This window comes from Aestuariimicrobium sp. G57 (assembly GCF_050110855.1).
Taxonomy (GTDB): Bacteria; Actinomycetota; Actinomycetes; order Propionibacteriales; family Propionibacteriaceae; genus Aestuariimicrobium.
In genome coordinates this window covers 470178-490201 of the sequence record NZ_JBNINW010000001.1, presented here as the reverse complement: position 1 = coordinate 490201, position 20024 = coordinate 470178, and the positions used below count along the sequence as shown (strand labels likewise).

Below are 20024 nucleotides of genomic sequence, written 5' to 3'. Positions count from 1 at the left end.
AAACACGAGGAGAAATCATGAAGAAGGGTATTCACCCGGACTACCACGAGACGGTTGTCACCTGCACCTGTGGCAACACGTTCACCACCCGCAGCACCGCCGCCGGCGGCACCATGTCGGCTGACGTGTGCGCGGCCTGCCACCCGTTCTACACCGGCAAGCAGAAGATCCTCGACACCGGTGGCCGAGTGGCCCGCTTCGAGCGTCGCTACGCCAAGCAGGGCAAGGCCAGCAAGTAACTTCTTCACACCAGGGACGCCGGGAACACCACCGGGCGTCCCTGGTCTTTTGTTGTCCGGGATGTTCCCGGGCGCGGATGCGGAGGCCCAGATGGAACGAGTCGGACTCGAGCGGTTCCCGACCGCGATGCAGGTGCTGGCTGAACACGCCGAACTCGAGCAGCAATTGGCCGACCCCGCAATCCACTCCGACCCTGCCCGCAGCCGCAAGGTGGGGCGCCGTTTCGCCGAGCTGGGTGGGGTCGTGAGCGCCGTCAACACCTATGCGGGTCTGGCCGATGACCTCGCCGCCGCGCGCGAGCTGGCGGCCGAGGACGACGCCTTCACCGATGAGGCTGACGACCTCGAGCAGCGCCTGGCGGCAGCGGGGGAGCGGCTCGCCGCGCTGCTGGCGCCGCGGGACCCCAACGATTCGGCCGACGCCATCGTCGAAATCAAGTCGGGCGAGGGCGGTGAGGAGTCGGCGCTGTTCGCCCGCGACCTGTTCGAGATGTACCAGAAGTACGTCGAGGGCCGGGGCTGGAAGGTCGAGGTGCTGGACGACCAGCCCACCGACCTCGGTGGGTTCAAGTCGCTCACCTTCGCCGTCAAGGCCAACCAGCCCGGCGACCTGATGCCGTACGGGCTGATGAAGTTCGAGGGCGGCGTGCACCGTGTGCAGCGGGTTCCGGTGACCGAGTCCCAGGGGCGTATCCACACCAGCGCCGCCGGCGTGCTGGTGATGCCCGAGGTCGAGGCCACCGATGTCGAGATCAACGACGACGACCTGCGCATCGACGTGTTCCGGGCTTCGGGACCCGGTGGCCAGGGCGTCAACACCACGGACTCGGCCGTCCGCATCACCCACCTGCCCACCGGCATTGTGGTCAGCTGCCAGAACGAGCGCAGCCAATTGCAGAACAAGGAGTCCGCACTGCGGATGCTGCGGTCGCGGTTGATCGCACAGGCCGAGGAGGAAGCGGCCGCGGCAGCCTCGGATGCCCGCAAGTCGCAGGTGCGCACGGTCGACCGCTCCGAGCGGATCCGCACCTACAACTTTCCCGAGAACCGCATCACCGACCACCGGATCGGGTTCAAGGCACACAACCTCGACCAGGTGCTGGCCGGGGACATGTCGGCGCTGGTCGGGGCGCTGCAGGCTGCCGACCTCGCCGAGCGGCTCGGACGCCCTGCAGGGTCACAATGAGCGCTCGTGTGCCCGTCGCCGTCGCACTGAACTGGGCGAAGGCCAAGCTCGAGGCGGCCGGCACCCCGTCACCGGCTGCCGAGGCCCGCACACTGCTGGGCCACGCCACCGGCGCCGAGCCCCGTGACCTGGTGCTGCGGCGAGACATCGATGCCGACGAAGCGGCCGCGTTCGACCGGTTGGTCGATGCCCGCGCGACCGGCATCCCGGTGCAGCACCTCACCGGGGTGGCGCATTTCCGCACCGTCAGCCTGCACGTGGGCCCGGGCGTGTTCGTGCCTCGTCCCGAGACCGAGGTGATGACCGGCTGGGCGCTCGAGCAGCTGGGCCCGGACAACCGGTTCGGACCGGAGCCGCTCGTGGTGGAACTGTGCGCCGGCTCGGGGGCGATCAGCCGCGCGCTGGCAGCCGAGGCACCCCACGCGCGCATCCACGCCGTCGAACTCGATGAGACAGCCGCCGACTATGCCCGGGCCAACCTGGCGGGCACCGGTGTCGACCTGCGGGTGGGCGACATGGCCGACGCCTTCACCGATCTTGACGGCACCGTCGACGTGGTGGTCACCAACCCGCCCTACATCCCCCTGGAGGCGTGGGAGTCGGTGCAGGCCGAGGTGCGCGACCATGACCCCGAACTGGCGCTGTTCTCGGGTGCCGACGGGCTCGACGCCATGCGGGTGGTGGCCCGCGTGGCCGCGCGCCTGCTGCGTCCGGGGGGTGTGGCCAGCGCCGAGCACGCCGAGGTGCAGCATGACGCCGTGCAGCAGGTCTTCGTGGACACCGGCGACTTCGTGCAGGTCAGCGATCACCGTGATCTCACCGGACGCTGGCGCTTCGTGACCGCAACCCGCCGTTGAATGGTGGCAGGATTGGCCGGGTGAGTGAAGAGCAGCTGCCCGAGGACGACATCGTCTCGACGCCAGAGCCGGAGAATCCCGAGACCCCCGAGCCCGACGCACCCGAGCCTGAGACCCCCCAACGGCCCGCGCAGGTGTTCAACACCGCCGAGCAGCGTGACGAGGCGATGGCGGCAGCCGTGGCCGCGATCCGGGCGGGTGAGTGCATCGTGCTGCCCACTGACACCGTGTACGGCATCGGTGCGAACGCCATGGACCGCGATGCGGTGCAGAAGCTGCTCGATGCCAAGCATCGTGGCCGCGACATGCCCCCGCCCGTGCTCATTGCCGATGCGGCCAGCCTGGGTGCGCTGGTGCAGTTCATCGACGAGGATGCCAAGGCGCTGGCGGCGAAGTTCTGGCCGGGCGCGCTGACGATCATCCTGCGCACCCAGGAGGGGCTGCGCATCGACCTGGGAGAGACTCGCGGCACCATCGCCGTGCGGGTGCCCGACCACGAGTTCACGAGGGCGCTGCTGCGCCGCACCGGCCCCCTGGCCGTGAGCTCGGCCAACATCTCGGGCCAGGAATCCTCGACCGACATGGCCGAGGCACGCCGCCAGCTGGGCGATGCGGTGGCCGTCTACCTCGACGCCGGGCAGACGCCGGGCATGACGCCCTCGACCATCGTCGACTTCACGGTCACCACGTTGGGCAAGGTGCTGCGCCGCGGGGTGATCACCCTCGAGCAGTTGCGTGAGGTCGCCGCCTATGTCGAGGACATTGACGAACCAGAAGCAGACGAGCCAGAACCAGCCGAGCCAGAAGCAGCCGAGCCCGCCCCGGAGCCGCCGCCGAATGCGTGAATACCTCCTCGTGCTGCTGACCGCCGCCATGGCCACCTACCTCACCGGTGGCCTGTGGCGACGGATTGCGCTGCGCGTGGGGGCTGTGGCCCAGGTGCGTGACCGTGACGTGCACGCGGTGCCCATTCCCTATTTCGGGGGCGTGGCGATCCTGCTCGGCATCGCCGTGGCATTCCTGCTCGCCGCGCAGTTGCCGTTCCTCGGACGCCTCGAGATCGTGCGCCATGACTCCCTGGTGATCCTCGCGGCCGGGGCAGTCATCTGCCTGGTGGGTGTCGTCGACGACATCATCGACCTGCCGGCCATCGTGAAATTCGCCGGACAGGTGCTGGCCGCCGGCATCGTGGTGCTCAACGGCGTGCGCATGTACTGGATCCCGTTGCCGAACTCGATCATCTCGCTCGACACCGCGAGCTCGGTGCTGATCACCGCATTCCTGATCGTGTTGTGCGCCAATGCCATCAACTTCATCGACGGCCTCGACGGGCTGGCGGCCGGTGTGGTGGCGATCGGTGCGGCAGCCTGCTTCCTCTACACCTACCTGCTGGCCTACGAGCAGGACTTCGTGCGCGCCACCACCGCCTCGCTGGTGACGGCGGCCCTGACGGGTGCCTGCCTCGGTTTCCTGCCCCACAACTGGTTTCCGGCGCGCATGTTCATGGGGGACTCCGGTGCCCTGTTGCTCGGGCTGATGCTCGCCACGTCAACCATCTCGCTGACCGGCCAGATCGACTCGTCGCAGTTGCGCAGCGGCGAGGGCGGGCTGTTGCCGGCGCTGCTGCCGATCCTGCTGCCGCTCTCGATTTTCGCCCTGCCGGTGCTCGACCTGGTGCTGGCCTATGTGCGCCGCACCATCGCCGGCCGCTGGTGGTTCGTGGCAGACAAGCAGCACCTGCACCACCGGCTGCTGCAACTGGGACACAGCCAGCCGCGGGCGGTGTTCATCATGTACCTGTGGACGGGGCTGCTCAGCTTTGGTGTCATCGTGCTCGGCCTGTACGCGAACCGGTGGACGCTGACCCTGCTCGCCGTGGTGCTGGTGGTGGCACTGGCAGCGACGTTCGGCCCCCGGATGGTGCGGCGCCGACGCCGGCCGGCGTGAAGTAGTTCGACATGAAGACTTTCCTTGTGTTAGCTTTCACAAGCACCCCGCCCCGACCAGGTCAGGACGAGATCTTCGATGAGCACCACGGCGTCACCCATGATGGCTGAACCCATCGACGCCGCATCCAATCCTGCGGGCAGGGCCCCCAGCCCCGCCGTCGCCATGATGACGACAATGCTGCGAAAGTCATTGGGGTTCGCCCATGCCGCCTGGCTCGTGGCGCTCGGCATCGCCTTCTGGGCCCAGGGCCTGCACGGCGTGGTCAGCGCAGCGGTGGGCGGGGGAGTGGTCATCTTCTTCTATGCCGCCGGGCAGGGCCTGCAGATGCTCGCCGGCGAGCTCGGCGCCAGCCGCGGCCTGGTGCTGACGATCGTCTCGTTCATCGCCCGCGCGGCGCTGCTGGGCGCACTCTGGTTCGGCATCGCCTCGTCCCCGTCGCTGGCCACGGGCTTTCGCCCACTGTCGTTCGTCATCGGGCTCGGGCTGGTGCTGTTCGGCTGGCTCGGTGGCATGTTCTGGGCGTGGGCGCACCTGCGCATCCCGGTCTATGACGCCGACTGGGACGCACGCCCGCTGGTGCGTTCGCGCTCGATGCGGGCGCGTCGGGGGCCACGGCACAACCGCGGTGACCATGGCAATGACGTGGGCGGGGCGGCCCGGTGAACACTGCTAGAGTCATCACCGAAATGGACCAGACCTCAAGGGTGAAGCCTGCGCCCTCATCCGCCGCGCCTGCGGCACCGACGAATGCTCGCGGTGCCTCGGACGATGGCATGGTGTCGCTGAGCTACATCCTGTCCGGGGTGCTGTTCTACGGCGGGCTCGGTTTCGCCGGTCAGCACTTCCTCGGACACGCCTGGATGTTCCCGGTGGGTCTCGTGGTGGGTGTCATCGCAAGTACGTACCTCGTGGTCAAGCGGTACTCCTCGCAGGAAGATTCCTCGACGAGTGCGCCCGCTGGCGCGAGCAGCAAGACGAAGAACTCGGAGAAGGAGCAGTGATGCAGCTGTCCCCGTTCGTGCCGTTGGAGGGCTCAGGTTGGCCCCCGGGAGTGCACAGCTTTGACTACCCCGGGTTGTTCGGCACGACCTGGCTGAACAAGCCGATGCTGCAGGCGTTCATCGCCGCCCTGCTGATCATCGTGTTCTGGGTGGCCACCACGCGCAACCTCAAGATCATGCCGTCGAAGGGCCAGTTCCTCGTCGAGTACATCTATGACTTCGTGCGCAATGGCATCGCCCGTGACCTGCTGGGCCACGACTACCGCAAGTTCCTGCCGTTCCTGCTGATGCTGTTCAGCTGGACGCTGGTCAACAACTGGTTCGGTGAGCTGTTCTTGTTCATGCTGCCGACGATGTCGAAGATCGGCTACGCCTATGCCCTGGCGCTGCTGGCGTGGATCGTCTATGTCGGTGCCGGCTTCTGGAAGCACGGCGCGAAGTACATCAAGATGCAGCTGATCCCCGACGGCGTGCCGGTCTACCTTTACCCGATCATCATCCCGCTGGAGTTCCTGTCGAACTTCATCGTGCGGCCGTTCACGCTGGCGCTGCGTCTGTTCGCCAACATGTTCGCCGGCCACCTCGTGGTGATGGTGTTCGTCATCGGCGGCGAGGTGCTGCTGACCACGCAGGACAACCTGTTCTACAACGTCGCGGGTGGCGCGTCGCTGATCTTCAGCTTCGCCATCCTGTTCCTGGAGCTGTTCATCGGCGCCCTGCAGGCCTACATCTTCACGGTCCTGACGGCGCAGTACATCTCCTCGTCCATCGCGGACGCCCACTGAGGCCCACCCGCCCCACAAGTTCCCCCAACAAGCACATCCGGCAGCACGCCGGAGGGAAACCACAGAGAAGGAAAAAGACATGATCCCCATGGAAATCGTCGGCTCCATCAACATGATCGGTTACGCCCTCGCCACCCTGGGCCCGGCCCTCGGTGTGGCCTGGATCTTCGCGTCGGTCATCAACGGCACCGCGCGCCAGCCTGAGGCTCGTTCGGCCATGATGGGCACCGCCTTCATCGGCATGGCCGTCGTCGAGGCGCTCGCCATCATCGGCATCGCCCTCGCCTTCGCGCTCCAGTGAGCATGGTCGTGGTTGCCCAGACCTGGGCCCCCCTCGCGGTTGATCTCGGACCGCTGCTGCCCAGCCACCTTTCTGAGTTCATCGTCGGCATCATCCTGGCGGTGCTCATCTGGATCGTGATCGCGAAGGTCGGCGTGCCGGCCTTCGAGAAGATGTACGCCGAGCGTGCAGAAGCGATCCAGGGTGGCATGCAGCGTGCTGAAAAGGCGCAGGTCGAGGCCGAGAAGGCCTTGGCCGAGTACCGTCAGCAGCTGAGTGAAGCCCGCGAGGAGGCTGCCCGCATCCGCGAGGATGCCAAGAACCAGGGAGCACAGATCGTCGCCGACATGCGCGCACAGGCCACCAAGGATGCCGACCGCATCCTCGTCCAGGCCCAGTCGCAGATGGAGGCCGAGCGCAACACCGTGATCAAGCAGCTGCGTGGAGAGGTCGGTGGCCTGGCCACGACCCTCGCCGGCAAGATCGTCGGGGAATCGCTCGAGGACGACCAGCGCACCCGCAACACCGTTGACCGCTTCATCGCCGAGATCGAGGCAGAGGCCGCCAAGGCCGAGCACTCGTCGAACGTGGGGAGTTGACCATGAGCGCCAGTGCACAGGCTCGCCTCGGCGAGCTCGACCGCGAACTTGACCAGGTCCAGGGCGGGGCGAACCTGCCCCAGGAGCTGTTCGCCGTGGTGGATGCCCTCGATTCGTCGGCGGGACTGCGACGGGCCCTTGCCGACCAGGCAGCACCTGCCGAGGTCAAGCAGGGGTTGGTGAACCGACTGTTCGGTGCCAGGGTCAGTGACCAGGCCACCCGTGTCGTCACCAAGGCGGCCCAGCTGCACTGGACCTCGCCTGTCGAGATGACCGACGCCATCGAACGCCAGGCAGTGCGCGCCGAGTTGCGGCTCGCGCAGGCTGGTGGCGGACTCGAGGCGGTCAATGACGAGCTGTTCCGGTTCGGGCGCATCGTCGCCGGCGATCGCAAGCTGCGCGATGCCATCGAGAACCGCAACGCCCCGCTCGAGGTCCGCGAGCGGCTGGTCGACCAGTTGCTCGCTGACAAGACGGGCCCGGCCACGATCCGGCTCGCCAAGCGCGCCCTCGCGGCGCGGGGACGCACCGTGGCCAACGCCCTCGACTCCTACGAGTTGCTGGGTGCAGAGCTCGCCAACCGCACGATCGCCAAGGTCACGGCGGCCAGGCAGCTGGATGCTGACCAGACCAACCGCCTGCAGGTGGCCCTGACCCGCCTCGCGGGTCGCGCCGTCGAGCTGCAGGTATCGGTCGACCCCGAGGTGCTCGGCGGCCTGCGGGTGCAGATCGGTGACGATGTCATCGAGGGGACCGTTGCCGGTCGCCTTGAGGACGCGCGGCGACAGATCGCCTGACAAGACAATTCGGTGCCCGGGGCAACGTTTCGGGTGCAGTGAGGAAAGAGTAGGGACGCCATGGCGGAACTGACGATTCGTCCGGACGAGATCCGCGACGCTCTGGACACCTTCGTCCAGAACTACACCCCCGAGACGGCCAGCCGCGAAGAGGTCGGTACCGTCGTCACCTCCGGTGACGGCATCGCCCGCGTCTCGGGCCTGCCCTCGGCACTGGCCAACGAACTGCTGAAGTTCGAGAACGGCACCCTGGGCATCGCCCTGAACCTCGACGTGCGCGAGATCGGCGTCGTCGTGCTCGGCGATTCCGAGGGCATCGAAGAGGGTTCGACCGTGACCCGCACCGGCGAGGTGCTGTCGGTGCCCGTGGGCGAGGGCTACCTCGGCCGCGTGGTCGACGCCATGGGCAACCCGATCGACGGCCTCGGCGACATCACCGCTGTCGAGGGCCGCCGCGCCCTCGAGATCCAGGCCGCCGGCGTCATGGACCGCCAGGAGGTCCGTGAGCCCATGCAGACCGGCATGAAGGCCATCGACGCGATGACCCCCATCGGTCGTGGCCAGCGCCAGCTGATCATCGGCGACCGCAAGACCGGCAAGACCGCGATCGCGATCGACACGATCATCAACCAGAAGTCGAACTGGGAATCGGGCGACCCCGCCAAGCAGGTGCGCTGCATCTATGTGGCCATCGGCCAGAAGGGCTCGACCGTGGCTGCAGTGCGTGGCCAGCTCGAGGCTGCCGGTGCGTTGGAATACACCACGATCGTGCACGCCCCGGCGTCCGACCCGGCGGGCTTCAAGTACATCGCCCCGTACGCCGGCTCGGCCATCGGCCAGCACTGGATGTACCAGGGCAAGCACGTCCTGATCATCTTCGACGACCTCACCAAGCAGGCCGAGGCCTACCGCGCCATGTCGCTGCTGCTGCGTCGTCCCCCGGGCCGTGAGGCCTACCCCGGCGACGTCTTCTTCCTGCACTCCCGCCTGCTCGAGCGCTGCGCGAAGCTCTCGGACGCGCTGGGTGGCGGTTCGATGACCGGTCTGCCGATCATCGAGACCAAGGCCAACGACGTCTCGGCCTACATCCCGACCAACGTGATCTCGATCACCGACGGCCAGATCTTCCTGCAGTCCGACCTGTTCAACGCCAACCAGCGTCCCGCCATCGACGTCGGCATCTCGGTGTCGCGCGTCGGCGGTGCCGCCCAGGTGAAGTCGATGAAGTCGGTTTCGGGCACGGTCAAGATCAGCCTCGCCCAGTACCGGGACATGCAGGCGTTCGCGATGTTCGCATCCGACCTGGATGCGACCACCCGTCGCCAGCTCGACCGTGGCGCCCGCCTCGTCGAGCTGCTGAAGCAGCCCCAGTACGCGCCCTACCCGGTCGAGGAGCAGGTTGTCAGCATCTGGGCCGGCAACAACGGCGAGTTCGACGACGTCCCGGTTGAGGACGTGCTGCGCTTCGAGCAGGCACTGCTCGAGTACCAGCGCCACAACGGCACCGTGCTGGCGACCCTGCGCGAGTCGGGCAAGTTCACCGACGAGATCGCTGACCAGATCCGCGCCGACATCGCTGCGACCAAGCAGGGCTTCCGCACCTCGGAGGGCAAGCTGCTGGTGGGCAACGAGCCGCACGAGGCCATCGATGAGGACGAGATCGACCAAGAGGTCATCGTAAAGCAGAAGCGAGGCTGACCATGGCGTCCAGTCTGCGTGAAATCCGGCAGCGGAGGCGGTCGGTCCAGGCGACGAAGAAGATCACCAGGGCCATGGAGCTCGTGGCGTCGTCGCGGATCCTGAAGGCCCAGAATGCTGCCAACGCGGCGGTTCCCTATTCGCGGGAACTGTTGCGGGCGCTGTCGGCCGTGGCCACCTACTCCCACGCCGAGCATCCGCTGACGACCGCCGTGGAAAACCCGACGCGGGCTGCGGTCCTGGTGATCACCAGCGACCGCGGCCTGGCCGGCGCCTACTCCTCGTCCGTGATCAAGCAGGCCGAGCAGTTGGTGCAGCTGTTGACCGAGCAGGGCCGTGAGGTCGAGCTCTACGTCGCCGGTCGCAAGGCGCTGCAGTACTACACGTTCCGCTCGCGCCCGGTGGCACAGAGCTGGTTCGGCTTCTCGGAGTCGCCCCAGTACACCGATGCCAAGGCAATCGCCGATGTGCTGCTGCAGAAGTTCCTGCAGCCCACCGACGAGGGCGGCGTCGACGAACTGCACCTGGTGGGCACGCGCTTCCAGTCGATGCTGGTGCAGACTCCTGTGGTGCGTCGCCTGCTGCCGATCGAGATCGTCGAGGGTGTGCACCCGCTGGGTGAGGGCGAGATCGTGCCCCATTACACGATGGAGCCTGACCCGCAGACGGTGCTCGACCAGCTGCTGCCGCTGTACGTCTCGAACCGCGTCTACTACGCGCTGCTGCAGGCCGCGGCATCCGAGCTGGCGAGCCGCCAGCGGGCGATGAAGTCGGCCACCGACAACGCCCAGCAGCTGATCGAGTCGCTGACCCGCGACGAGAACCAGGCTCGCCAGGCCCAGATCACCCAGGAAATCACCGAGATCGTCGGTGGCGCCGACGCGCTGACCCAATCTGCCTGAGCGGCAGCGAACAAGAGAGAGTTGAAAACATGACTGCCACTGAGTTCAGTGCCGATCAGGCCGCTCCGACTGCGGGCATCGGGCGCGTCGCCCGAGTCATCGGCGCCGTTGTCGACGTGGAATTCCCCGCCGACCAGATGCCCGACATCCTGAACGCGCTCACCGTCGAGACCGAGGTGATGGGCGAGAAGCACACCATCACCCTCGAGGTCGCCCTGCACGTCGGCGACAACCTGGTGCGCGCCATCGCGCTGAAGCCCACCGACGGCATGCGCCGTGGGGCCGAGGTGCGCGACACCGGTGCCCCCATCACCGTGCCCGTGGGCGACGTGACCAAGGGCCGCGTGTGGAACGTGACCGGCGAGTGCCTCAACCAGGATGCCTCGGAGTTCCAGGTGAGCGAGCGCTGGCCGATCCACCGCAAGCCCCCGTCGTTCGACGAACTCGAGCCCAAGACCGAGATGCTCGAGACCGGCATCAAGGTGCTCGACCTGCTGACCCCGTACGTGAAGGGCGGCAAGATCGGCCTGTTCGGCGGCGCCGGTGTGGGCAAGACCGTGCTCATCCAGGAGATGATCTTCCGCATCGCCAACAACTTCGGTGGCACCTCGGTGTTCGCCGGTGTGGGCGAGCGCACCCGTGAGGGCAACGACCTCATCTTCGAGATGGACGAGGCCGGTGTGTTCAAGGACACCGCCCTGGTCTTCGGCCAGATGGACGAGCCGCCGGGCACCCGTCTGCGCGTCGCCCTGTCGGCACTGACCATGGCCGAGTACTTCCGCGACGTCCAGAACCAGGACGTGCTGCTGTTCATCGACAACATCTTCCGCTTCACCCAGGCCGGTTCCGAGGTGTCGACCCTGCTGGGCCGCATGCCGTCGGCCGTGGGCTACCAGCCCAACCTGGCGGACGAGATGGGCCAGCTGCAGGAGCGGATCACCTCGACCCGCGGCCACTCGATCACCTCGCTGCAGGCCATCTACGTGCCCGCGGACGACTACACCGACCCGGCCCCGGCGACGACCTTCGCCCACCTGGACGCCACCACCGAGCTGTCGCGTGCGATCGCCTCGCGTGGTCTGTACCCGGCGGTGGACCCGCTGACCTCGACCAGCCGCATCCTCGACCCGCAGTACGTGGGCCAGGAGCACTACGACGTGGCGACCCGGGTGAAGCAGATCCTGCAGCGCAACAAGGAACTGCAGGACATCATCGCCATCCTGGGTGTCGACGAGCTCAGCGAGGAAGACAAGATCATCGTCAACCGCGCCCGGCGCATCCAGCAGTTCCTGTCGCAGAACACCTACACCGCCGAGAAGTTCACCGGTGTGCCCGGTTCGTTCGTGTCGCTGCCCGACGCGATCGAGGGCTTCCGGATGATCTGTGACGGCGAGGTCGACCACATCGCCGAGCAGGCCTTCTTCAACGTCGGCGGCATGGACATGGTGTTCGAGAACTGGGACAAGCTCCAGAAGGAGCAGTGATCATGGCTGAACCCCTGCAGGTCGAGGTCGTCTCGGCCACCCGGCTGGTCTGGGAGGGTCCCTCGGTCAACGTCATCGTGCGCACCACCGAGGGCGACAAGGGCATCCTGCCGCGCCACGAGGACTTCCTCGCCGGCCTGGTGGCACACCCTGTCGAGATCGTGACCTCGGACGGTCGTCGCGAGATCATCGCCATCGACGGTGGCTTCGTCGCCGTCAACGGCAACCGGGTCTCGATCCTCACCGAGATGGCCACCAACGTGACCGAGATCTCGGGTGATGCGGCCCAGCGCGAACTCGACAAGCTGCTGCCGGTCGTCGACGCGGGTGACGCGACCGAGGACGACATCCACCGCTACCACCTGATCCAGGCCCAGCTGAAGGCACTGGCCAAGGTGAACAAGGCCTGACCGCCGCTGACTACGTGAATCGCCGCCCTTCCTTCGGGAAGGGCGGCATTTGCGTGTTGTGCACCAGTTGGATCACGAATGCTGGACCGGGTGCGGGGACCCACCCGTTGACCGTGTAGCTTTCATCCATGGAGTGGGTGGTGATCATCGAGGTGCTCGTGGCCGTGGTGGTCGCTGCCTGTCTGCTCTTCCTCGTCTGGATGTTCGTCCGTCGCCGCTGGCTCTCGAGCCGCGGCGGCGTTTTTGATTGTGCGCTGCGCAGCCACGGCCATCGTCCGCACTGGCAGCTCGGCATGGCACGCTACGACGGCAACCGGCTGCTCTGGTACCGGGTCTTCTCGCTCGACCTGGGGCCGCGGTTGATGCTTGACCGGCGCCAGACCACCTGGTCGGGGCAACGACCACCCAGCCACGACGAGATGACCGTGTTGTTCACCGACCACCAGGTGGTGCTGCTCGACGGGATCACCCGCTCGGGCGAACAGGGCACGTTCGAGCTGGCGATGACGCCTGCCTCGGTCACCGGACTGATGAGCTGGCTCGAGGCCTCGGCGCCCGGGGTGGGCATGCGTGGCCCCGGCCTCGACTGATGCCCGCCCGGTGGGGGGTCAGGCTTCCCGCTGGCCGCCCGGCACCCAGAGCGTCTCGGCCTCGGTCTTCGTGCCCGCTTCGGTGGTCACCGACCTGGCCAGGATGAACAGCAGGTCCGAGAGCCTGTTGAGGTACATGATCGCGAGCGAACTGAGGCCGCCGGGTTCGTCCTTCGTCCCGGGGTTGTCGAGCCCGTGCTCGTCCGCTGCCTGCCACGCGGTGCGCTCAGCCCGCCGGACGATCGCACGCGCCACCTGCAGCTGGGCACCGCCCGGCGTCGTGCCGGTCGGCAGGATGAACGAGCGCAGGTTCGGCAGGGGGTCGCCGAACTCGTCACACCAGCGTTCCAGGCGGTCGATGGACGACTGCAGGATGCGCAGGGGCTCCCATTCGGGGTCACTCACCAGCGGGGTGGACAGGTCGGCGCCCAGGTCGAAGAGTTCGTGCTGCACCACGGTCAGTACGGCCACGACGGATTCGGGCAGGTCGCCACTGGCCAGCGCCAGCCCGATGGTGGAGTTCGCCTCGTCGACGGCACCGTAGGCCTGTACGCGGATGTCGGTCTTGCGGGTGATGGAGTTGTCGCTCAGTCGGGTCTCGCCCCGGTCGCCGGTGCGGGTGTAGATGCGCGTCAGGTGGACCATGACATGAGCCTACGCCGCCCGCTGCGCGCCCGTGCGGGGTGTCCGGGCCCGGACGGCTGCGCCGTGCATGCAAGACTGGTCCGCATGTCCCGCCTTCGTCGCCCACTCGCCGTCGCCACTGCGCTCGTCCTCATCGCCTCGTTCGGTGCCTGCAGCCGGCTCGGTGCCACTGAGGTGGTCCCGACCGGGCCGACGGCCACGTGCTCGTACCCGGCCTCGGGCGGCGCGGCGCGTCCGGTTGACCTGCCCGACGAGCAGGCACCCAACACCGGCACCCTGACGGCCACGCTCGAGATGGCTGCCGGCACGGTCACCATCACGATGCCGCGTGAGAATGCACCGTGCGCCATCAACAGCTTCCAGTCGCTGGCCGAGCAGGGGTTCTATGACGACACCAAGTGCCACCGGCTGGTCGACAGCGGCATCTTCATCCTGCAGTGCGGTGACCCGACGGCTTCGGGGACGGGCGGCCCCGGCTATGCCTATGCCGACGAGCTGAAGGGCACCGAGAAGTACACCCGCGGCACCGTCGCCATGGCGAACCGGGGCAAGGACACCAATGGCTCGCAATTCTTCATCGTCTGGTCGGACTCGTCGCTGGCGGCCGACTACACCGTGCTGGGCACGATCGATGAGGCCTCGCTGGTGACCATCGGCAAGATCGCCAGCCAGGGCGTCGATGCCACCAACGGGGTGAGCCCGATCGCCGACGCGGGCATCCGCAAGGTGGTGCTGGGCTGAGCGGGGTGGCCTGGCGCTGCAGGTCAGCCCACCGACGGCTGCTGCAGGAACTCGTGCACCAGGCTCGTGAAGATCCTCGGCTGCTGGGAATGCACCCAGTGGCCGGCGTCCTTGATGCGCACCAGCTGGGTGCTCGGGAAGTAGCCCTTCATGACCGGCGCATACTCGGGCCGGATGTAGTTCGACAGATTGCCGCCGATCCACAGCACAGGCCCGGTGAACTGGGCACCCGGCCCCGGCTCGGGCCAGTCGGCCACCGCATCCAGGTCGCGCTCGATCAGGTCGAGGTTGCACAGCCAGGCCCAGCCATCCTCGGTGCGCCGCAGGTTGGTGAGCAGGAAATTGCGGATCGTGGTGTTGGGGATGTACGGCGCGACCACCTCGTCGGCCTGCGCGCGAGAGCTGAGCGTGCCCAGGTCGAGGTGGCGCAGGCCCCGGATGAGGTCGGCGAAGACCGAGCTGGACGTGTCACCCTGCACGGGGGAGATGTCGGCCACGACCAGCCGCTCGACGAGTTCCGGGTGCCGCAGGGCCACCTGCATGGCGGTACGCCCTCCCATGGAATGGCCCAGCAGCACCACGGGTCGTCCACCCGCCCAGTCGCCGATGAAGGCGGCGACCTGAGCCGCCATGTCGACATAGTCGATGGAATCGGTCCACGGCGAGCGGCCGTGGTTCGGCAGGTCGACCAGCGCGCAGCGCAGGTCGGGGTGGCGTTCGACGAGCGCCTTGGCGATGATGCCGAAGTTCTTGCCCTGCCCGAACAGGCCGTGCAAAAAGACCATGGGACGGGCACCATCGCCGACCTGCTGGTAATTCAGGGTGGTCATCGGGTCACGGCATCCGGTTGAAGCAGGCGGTGTGAAAGTGCCGACGTCCATCGACCGCCCGCTGCTGGCCGAAGCCCGGCTCGTCACGCCAGGCCACGATGTGGGCAGTACCGACCATCACGCCGCGACCGCAGAACGGGCACGTGTAGTCCTTCTGCGCGGCGGTGGCGCTCACGGTGCGCACGATCCAGCGTCCGTCCGCCTTCTGCGCAGCACCGGCGAGGCTGCCACTCGACAGGGGACGAAACGGTCGCTGGTGCTTGCTGACTCGTCGTGCCACGCCTGCAACCCTAGCAAGCAGGGGCGGGTGGGCCATGCCGCTAGGCTGGCCCGCGTGCGAGTTGTGATTGCCCAGTGCCAGGTCGACTATGCCGGACGCCTCACGGCCCACCTGCCGATGGCCAAGAGGCTCATCCTGGTGAAGTCCGACGGGTCGGTCTCGATCCACAATGACGACCGGGCCTACAAGCCACTGAACTGGATGAGCCCGCCCTGCACGCTGTCGGTGCGCGAACCCGGGGCAGACGAGGCGGCCACCACCGCAGATGTGGACCCGTGGGTCACCGAGGTCTGGGAGGTCACGGCCGCCACCGGCGACAAGCTGCAGATCTCGCTCGGTGAGGTCTTCCATGATTCCAGCCACGACCTGGGCATCGACCCGGGGCTGCGCAAGGACGGTGTCGAGGCCCACCTGCAGGCGCTGCTGGCCGAGAACCCGGACACGTTCGGGAAGGGCTTCACCCTGGTGCAGCGGGAATACCAGACCGCGATCGGGCCCGTCGACCTGCTGCTGCGCGACCCCCATGGTGCCTATGTCGCGGTCGAGGTGAAGCGCCGCGGCGAGATTGACGGTGTCGAGCAGCTCACCCGCTACCTCGAGCTGATGAACCGGAACCCGCTGATGGGCGAGGTCAAGGGGGTCTTCGCCGCCCAGCAGATCAAGCCCCAGGCACGGGTGCTCGCCACCGACCGCGGCATCGACTGCGTGACGGTCGACTATGACGCGCTGCGGGGCCTCGACAACAGCGAGGACCGCCTGTTCTGAGCAGTCGGCGTCACTGGCCCTTCTGGGTGGTGTCGTCGCCGGTGGGCAGCGCGATCGTCGGTTCGACACCCACCTGCTCGGCGTCGAACATCACGGTCTGTTCGGCATCGGCGGCGGACTGTTCTTCGGTCACGTCGGCGAACACGCCGGGTTGACGCACCACGGTGCTGGTGAACGGGTCGGCGTCGGGGAAGTCGATGGCCGATTCGCCGGCGAGCTCGCGCAGGTTGCTCATCTGGGCGATCACCGACTGCTTGCGCTGCAGCAGGGCGGCGACCTCGCGCTCGAGCTGTTCCTTGCGCCAGGCGTACTGCTCCTCGAGGCGGTCCTTCATCATCGCCACGTGGCGGTGCGCTGCAGCCATCTGCGATTCGGCATCGCGGCTGGCAGTCACCTTGATCTGTTCGGCATCGACCAGCGCCGCGGAGCGGATCTCGCGTGCCCGCTCGCCTTCGGCGGCGACGTTGTCGTGGGCCGCGCCCTGCTGACGGGTGGCCTCGGCCAGCAGTTGCGCCGCGCGGTCCTTGGCTTCGGCGTGCTCGGCCTGGGCGCTGGTGAGCACTTCTTCGGCCCGGGTGCGCGCCGCTGCCAGTGCTTCGGCACCCTCACGCTCGCCTGCCTGGCGCTGACGAGCGCCCTCGAGGCCTGCCTGTTCGATGATGCCGGCGGCGCCGCGCTCGGCCTCGGCGATGATGGACGAGGCCTGGCGGCGCGCGGCCTCGAGCTGGGCCGCTGATTCGGCGCGGGTCTGCTGCAGCATGGCGGCGGTGTCGGCGTCGAGGTCACCGCGCAGCTTGCGCAGGTTGGCCAGCCCGGCCACGCGGATGTCGTCGGCCTCGGCCTGGGCATTGGCGCGCAGGTCGGCGGCAACCCGACGGCCCTCCTCCTTGATCCGCTCGGCCTCGACACCGGCGCGGGTGACGAGGTCCGAGGCCTGTGCCTCGGCAGCGGTGAGGATCGCTGTGGCATGCGCGCCGAGCCGGCTGAACTCGGTCTGGCCCTCGTCGCTCTGCTGTGCGGCGATGAGCTCGCGGCGCAGGTGGCGGGTCAGCTGCTTGAGGGTTGCGACTTCCTTCTCGATCTCGCGCACATAGCGGTCGACCTCCTGGCGGTCGTAGCCCAGCATCGTGCTCGGGAAGCTGCCAGCGGCGCTGGCGCGGTCGTCGAACAGGTTGACGCCGGTCTCTTCGATGATGTCGTCGACCGTGGTCCGCTGGTCACTGCGCGGGGATTCGCTGGCCATGACGGCTCCTCTCTGCATGCATGGACGAGGCTAGCAGCAGGGGTGGCCCGAGCCCGGGAGTGCAGCGCGTGGCAGTGGTGGCAGTCGTCAGTGGGCCGCGGCTGCCGGGGGCTCGGTGAGCTCCAGCAGCACGCCACCGGCGTCCTTGGGGTGGACGAAGTTCACGCGCGCGCCGCCCGTGCCACGCTTCGGCTCGTCGTACAGCAGGCGCAGGCCACGCTCACGCAGCGTTGCCGAGACGGCGTCAATGTCGGCGACGCGGTAGCACAGCTGCTGCATGCCCGGGCCCTTCTTGTCGAGGAACTTGGCGATGGTCGAGTTCTCGTTGAGCGGGGCCAGCAGCTGGATCTGGGCACTCTCGGGCAGCTGCGAGCCGGTGCCGATCATGGCCTCTTCGACGCCCTGTTCCTCGTTCGTCTCGCGGTGCAGCAGGCGCCAGCCGAACTTCTCTTCATGGAACTTGATGGCCTCGTCCAGGTCGGGGACGGCCAGACCGACGTGGTCGATGCAGATGAACAGGTTCTCCATGGCTCCTCTTTCGCGGGCGATTCGACGTGACTGATTCTTTCACCGCACACCCGCGCGCACTCAGCTGGGGTGCTGAATCAGCGACCCAGCCACTGCGTGGCGGCCACGACCAGCGCCTTGACCCCTGCGTCGATGGTCGGTTGCATGTCGGGGATGAAGTTCGGGGCATGGTTCGAGGGGACGTCGGTGATCAGGGTGCCCCGCGCGGCGGCCTCGTCGTGCTCCTTGAACCCGCCCCAGAACCAGAACACGTACGGCGCGCCGTAGGCATCGGGGATCTGGCCGAAGTCCTCGGAGCCGGCCACCGGCTCGAGTGCCTGGTGCTGGTCGCCGAACGCCGCGTCGAAGGCCGCGCCGACACGCGCTGCGGCGTCCGGGTCGTTGTGGGTCACCGGCGACTGGGTCTGCCAGGTGTAGGTGGCCGTCGCCGGCTCACCGGCCGCCGCGCATTCGGCGTCGATGATGCGCACCAGCGACTGCTTCATCTGGGCGCGCACCTCTTCGTCGTAGCTGCGGATGTTGAACTCGATCTCGGCGCTGTCGGGGATGATGTTGCCCTTCATGCCGGCGCTGAGTCGTCCCACCGTGATGACGGCGAGCTGGTTCGGGGCCACCTCACGCGAGACGATCGTCTGCACCCGCACGACGATGTGGGCGGCGAGCACCACGGGGTCAACGGTGTTCTGCGGCTGCGAACCGTGGCCGCCGCGACCGGTGATGCGCACGTGCAGCCCGTCAACGCTGGCCATGATCGGGCCGGCGGCGGTCAGCACCCGCCCGGGGGCGGTGGGCCAGACATGCTGGCCCAGTGCCACGTCGATGTGGGGGACGAGCTGCTTGACCTGGTCCTTCATGCCGGCGGCGCCGGTGACGATCTCTTCGGCGGGCTGGAAGACGATGACCGCCGTGCCCTGCCAGGCATCCTTGCCGGCCGCGAGCAGACGGGCGGCGCCGGTCATGGCCGTCATGTGGTGGTCGTGGCCGCAGGCGTGCATGACCGGCACGTCGCGACCCTCCCAGGTGCCACGGGCCGTCGAGCGGTAGGGCACCTTCTCGGCCTCCTCGACCGGCAGGGCGTCCATGTCGGCGCGCAGCAGCACAACGGGGCCCTCGCCATTGCGCAGCACGCCCACGACGCCGGTGCTGTCACCGACGTTCTCGTGCACCTCGAACCCTGCCACGCGCAGACCCTCAGCCATCAGGGCGGCGCTCTTGACCTCCTGGTTCGACAACTCGGGGTTGGCGTGCAGGTGCTGGTACAAGGCCTCCAGTTCGGGACGGATGGCGTCCAGGCCGGAGAGGATCGAGGTGGCGGAATCAGTCATGACCACAACCCTAGTGCGGCATGGCGGTCCCTCGACACACCGGTGATGGATGGAACCGAGCCCGGGTCGGTACGGCACAATGGCAGGGATGGGACAGTGTCCCGTCGCGGTACCTTCCCCACTCGCGTACCGAGTTGCCCACGACGGACGAATCCCAGGAGACGCCCATGACGAACTGGATCAAGAAGGTCCTGCTGGCCCTGCTCGCCGCCTTCCTGCTCTATTACATCTTCACCCAGCCCGAGCAGTCGGCCGAGGCCGTGAAGACCTTCTTCGGTGGCATCGCACGTCTGTTCAGGGCACTGGCTGGCTGAGCCGCATGCGGCTGTTCGCACGGTTCCTGACCCCTGACGTCGACAGGCACCTGCTCGAGGACGAGGGCGAATACATCATCGACGAGGTGCCCAGGCACTGGGCGGCCTCGGTGTTGCCGGTGCTGATGGTGGCGGCCGCCATCCCGTGCTTTGTGGCCATGGTGCTGATGGGACCCTACTTCTGGGTCGGGCTGGTGGCGGGGGTGGCCTTCTTCATCGCCGGCATGATCGGCATCCACCAGCAGTTCATGGACCGCTTCGTCATCACCAACATGCGGGTCTTCAGGGTCCACGGCATCCTGAGCCAGCACCTGGCGACCATGCCGATGACCCGGATCCTCGACATCTCGGTGCTGCAGCCGTTCATCGGGCGGCTGCTGGGTTATGGCCACATCACGTTCGAATCGGCCGCGCAGGACCAGGGGCTGCGCGAGATCCGCTACGTGGGCCACCCGGAAGAACGCGACCTGACGATCCAACGGGTGATCCAGCGTGCGGGCCTGCGGGCGAACATCCGCCGGGTCGAGGACGACCCGGATGCGCGGGACGGCAACTGAGGGTTTAAGCGCCCCGGC

The 20024-nt window shown here is 67.6% G+C and carries 26 protein-coding genes; 20 read left to right on the top strand and 6 right to left on the bottom strand.

The annotated features are described in order from the left end of the window. The first annotated feature begins 17 nt into the window (after window positions 1-17). The 16 genes from rpmE (at window position 18) to ACQCX5_RS02220 (ending at window position 12778) form a co-directional block, all read left to right on the top strand. Window positions 18-239: a 50S ribosomal protein L31 gene (gene rpmE, locus ACQCX5_RS02295; protein WP_434540366.1), complete on the top strand. Its 222-nt coding sequence runs from the start codon at window positions 18-20 to the stop codon at window positions 237-239. A gap of 91 nt (window positions 240-330) precedes the next feature. Continuing rightward, a complete protein-coding gene (prfA, locus tag ACQCX5_RS02290) occupies window positions 331-1425 on the top strand; it encodes a peptide chain release factor 1 (protein ID WP_434540365.1) in 1095 nt (364 codons plus the stop codon). After that, window positions 1422-2282: a peptide chain release factor N(5)-glutamine methyltransferase gene (prmC, locus tag ACQCX5_RS02285; RefSeq protein WP_434540364.1), complete on the top strand. Its 861-nt coding sequence runs from the start codon at window positions 1422-1424 to the stop codon at window positions 2280-2282. Before prfA ends, prmC begins: the two co-directional genes overlap by 4 nt. A gap of 20 nt (window positions 2283-2302) precedes the next feature. Then, window positions 2303-3127: an L-threonylcarbamoyladenylate synthase gene (locus ACQCX5_RS02280; protein ID WP_434540363.1), complete on the top strand. Its 825-nt coding sequence runs from the start codon at window positions 2303-2305 to the stop codon at window positions 3125-3127. Then, complete coding sequence (locus ACQCX5_RS02275; RefSeq protein WP_434540362.1) at window positions 3120-4229, top strand: glycosyltransferase family 4 protein; 1110 nt, start codon at window positions 3120-3122, stop codon at window positions 4227-4229. The genes ACQCX5_RS02280 and ACQCX5_RS02275 overlap by 8 nt, the downstream gene beginning before the upstream one ends. A gap of 78 nt (window positions 4230-4307) precedes the next feature. After that, on the top strand, window positions 4308-4895 hold the full coding sequence (locus ACQCX5_RS02270; protein ID WP_434540361.1) for a hypothetical protein: 588 nt from the start codon (window positions 4308-4310) through the stop codon (window positions 4893-4895). Window positions 4896-4918: 23 nt separating this feature from the next. Next, entirely contained in the window at window positions 4919-5233 is a 315-nt protein-coding gene (locus ACQCX5_RS02265; protein WP_434540360.1) for an AtpZ/AtpI family protein, read from the top strand. Then, a complete protein-coding gene (atpB, locus tag ACQCX5_RS02260) occupies window positions 5233-6018 on the top strand; it encodes a F0F1 ATP synthase subunit A (protein ID WP_434540359.1) in 786 nt (261 codons plus the stop codon). The genes ACQCX5_RS02265 and atpB overlap by 1 nt, the downstream gene beginning before the upstream one ends. A 79-nt stretch (window positions 6019-6097) precedes the next feature. Beyond that, complete coding sequence (gene atpE / locus ACQCX5_RS02255; RefSeq protein WP_434540358.1) at window positions 6098-6319, top strand: ATP synthase F0 subunit C; 222 nt, start codon at window positions 6098-6100, stop codon at window positions 6317-6319. Between the two features lie 2 nt (window positions 6320-6321). Then, window positions 6322-6897 (top strand): F0F1 ATP synthase subunit B, encoded by a 576-nt coding sequence (locus ACQCX5_RS02250; protein WP_434540710.1) that lies wholly within the window; start codon window positions 6322-6324, stop codon window positions 6895-6897. 2 nt (window positions 6898-6899) lie between these two features. After that, window positions 6900-7694 carry a F0F1 ATP synthase subunit delta gene (locus ACQCX5_RS02245; protein ID WP_434540357.1) on the top strand — a complete coding sequence of 265 codons (795 nt, stop codon included), beginning with the start codon at window positions 6900-6902 and terminating at the stop codon, window positions 7692-7694. A 60-nt stretch (window positions 7695-7754) separates the two neighbouring features. Further along, window positions 7755-9392 carry a F0F1 ATP synthase subunit alpha gene (gene atpA / locus ACQCX5_RS02240; RefSeq protein ID WP_434540356.1) on the top strand — a complete coding sequence of 546 codons (1638 nt, stop codon included), beginning with the start codon at window positions 7755-7757 and terminating at the stop codon, window positions 9390-9392. Window positions 9393-9394: 2 nt separating this feature from the next. Further along, window positions 9395-10294, top strand: coding sequence for a F0F1 ATP synthase subunit gamma (locus ACQCX5_RS02235; RefSeq protein WP_434540355.1), 900 nt, complete (start codon window positions 9395-9397; stop codon window positions 10292-10294). Window positions 10295-10323: 29 nt separating this feature from the next. Then, window positions 10324-11778, top strand: a complete 1455-nt coding sequence (gene atpD, locus ACQCX5_RS02230) for a F0F1 ATP synthase subunit beta (protein WP_434540354.1) — start codon at window positions 10324-10326, stop codon at window positions 11776-11778. Window positions 11779-11780: 2 nt separating this feature from the next. Continuing rightward, window positions 11781-12188 carry a F0F1 ATP synthase subunit epsilon gene (locus ACQCX5_RS02225; protein WP_434540353.1) on the top strand — a complete coding sequence of 136 codons (408 nt, stop codon included), beginning with the start codon at window positions 11781-11783 and terminating at the stop codon, window positions 12186-12188. A gap of 128 nt (window positions 12189-12316) precedes the next feature. Continuing rightward, window positions 12317-12778, top strand: a complete 462-nt coding sequence (locus tag ACQCX5_RS02220; protein ID WP_434540352.1) for a DUF2550 domain-containing protein — start codon at window positions 12317-12319, stop codon at window positions 12776-12778. An 18-nt stretch (window positions 12779-12796) separates the two neighbouring features. Here ACQCX5_RS02220 and ACQCX5_RS02215 read toward each other — a convergent pair whose 3' ends face one another. Further along, on the bottom strand, window positions 12797-13423 hold the full coding sequence (locus ACQCX5_RS02215; RefSeq protein ID WP_434540351.1) for a cob(I)yrinic acid a,c-diamide adenosyltransferase: 627 nt from the start codon (window positions 13421-13423) through the stop codon (window positions 12797-12799). Window positions 13424-13507: 84 nt separating this feature from the next. Between ACQCX5_RS02215 and ACQCX5_RS02210 the strand changes: the two genes are divergently transcribed. Then, window positions 13508-14164, top strand: coding sequence for a peptidylprolyl isomerase (locus tag ACQCX5_RS02210; RefSeq protein WP_434540350.1), 657 nt, complete (start codon window positions 13508-13510; stop codon window positions 14162-14164). A gap of 23 nt (window positions 14165-14187) precedes the next feature. Here the strand turns inward: ACQCX5_RS02210 and ACQCX5_RS02205 are convergent, their stop codons facing one another. Beyond that, a complete protein-coding gene (locus tag ACQCX5_RS02205; RefSeq protein ID WP_434540349.1) occupies window positions 14188-14994 on the bottom strand; it encodes an alpha/beta fold hydrolase in 807 nt (268 codons plus the stop codon). A gap of 4 nt (window positions 14995-14998) precedes the next feature. Continuing rightward, window positions 14999-15274 carry a hypothetical protein gene (locus tag ACQCX5_RS02200; RefSeq protein ID WP_434540348.1) on the bottom strand — a complete coding sequence of 92 codons (276 nt, stop codon included), beginning with the start codon at window positions 15272-15274 and terminating at the stop codon, window positions 14999-15001. 54 nt (window positions 15275-15328) lie between these two features. Here ACQCX5_RS02200 and nucS point away from each other — a divergent pair, with 54 nt between their 5' ends. Further along, window positions 15329-16039: an endonuclease NucS gene (gene nucS, locus ACQCX5_RS02195; RefSeq protein WP_434540347.1), complete on the top strand. Its 711-nt coding sequence runs from the start codon at window positions 15329-15331 to the stop codon at window positions 16037-16039. 10 nt (window positions 16040-16049) lie between these two features. Here the strand turns inward: nucS and ACQCX5_RS02190 are convergent, their stop codons facing one another. The 3 genes from ACQCX5_RS02190 to ACQCX5_RS02180 form a co-directional block, all read right to left on the bottom strand. Beyond that, a complete protein-coding gene (locus ACQCX5_RS02190; RefSeq protein ID WP_434540346.1) occupies window positions 16050-17282 on the bottom strand; it encodes a DivIVA domain-containing protein in 1233 nt (410 codons plus the stop codon). Between the two features lie 87 nt (window positions 17283-17369). Beyond that, window positions 17370-17810 carry a methylmalonyl-CoA epimerase gene (mce, locus tag ACQCX5_RS02185; RefSeq protein WP_434540345.1) on the bottom strand — a complete coding sequence of 147 codons (441 nt, stop codon included), beginning with the start codon at window positions 17808-17810 and terminating at the stop codon, window positions 17370-17372. A gap of 77 nt (window positions 17811-17887) precedes the next feature. After that, window positions 17888-19135, bottom strand: a complete 1248-nt coding sequence (locus tag ACQCX5_RS02180) for an amidohydrolase (protein WP_434540344.1) — start codon at window positions 19133-19135, stop codon at window positions 17888-17890. A 167-nt stretch (window positions 19136-19302) separates the two neighbouring features. On the opposite strand from ACQCX5_RS02180, the gene ACQCX5_RS02175 reads away from it, so the two are divergent. Together ACQCX5_RS02175 and ACQCX5_RS02170 are read left to right on the top strand one after the other, a co-directional pair. After that, the gene (locus ACQCX5_RS02175; protein WP_434540343.1) at window positions 19303-19449 is read left to right on the top strand and encodes a hypothetical protein; all 147 of its coding nucleotides are present in this window, start codon (window positions 19303-19305) and stop codon (window positions 19447-19449) included. 5 nt (window positions 19450-19454) lie between these two features. Beyond that, window positions 19455-20006, top strand: coding sequence for a PH domain-containing protein (locus tag ACQCX5_RS02170; RefSeq protein ID WP_434540342.1), 552 nt, complete (start codon window positions 19455-19457; stop codon window positions 20004-20006). Window positions 20007-20024 lie beyond the last annotated feature (18 nt).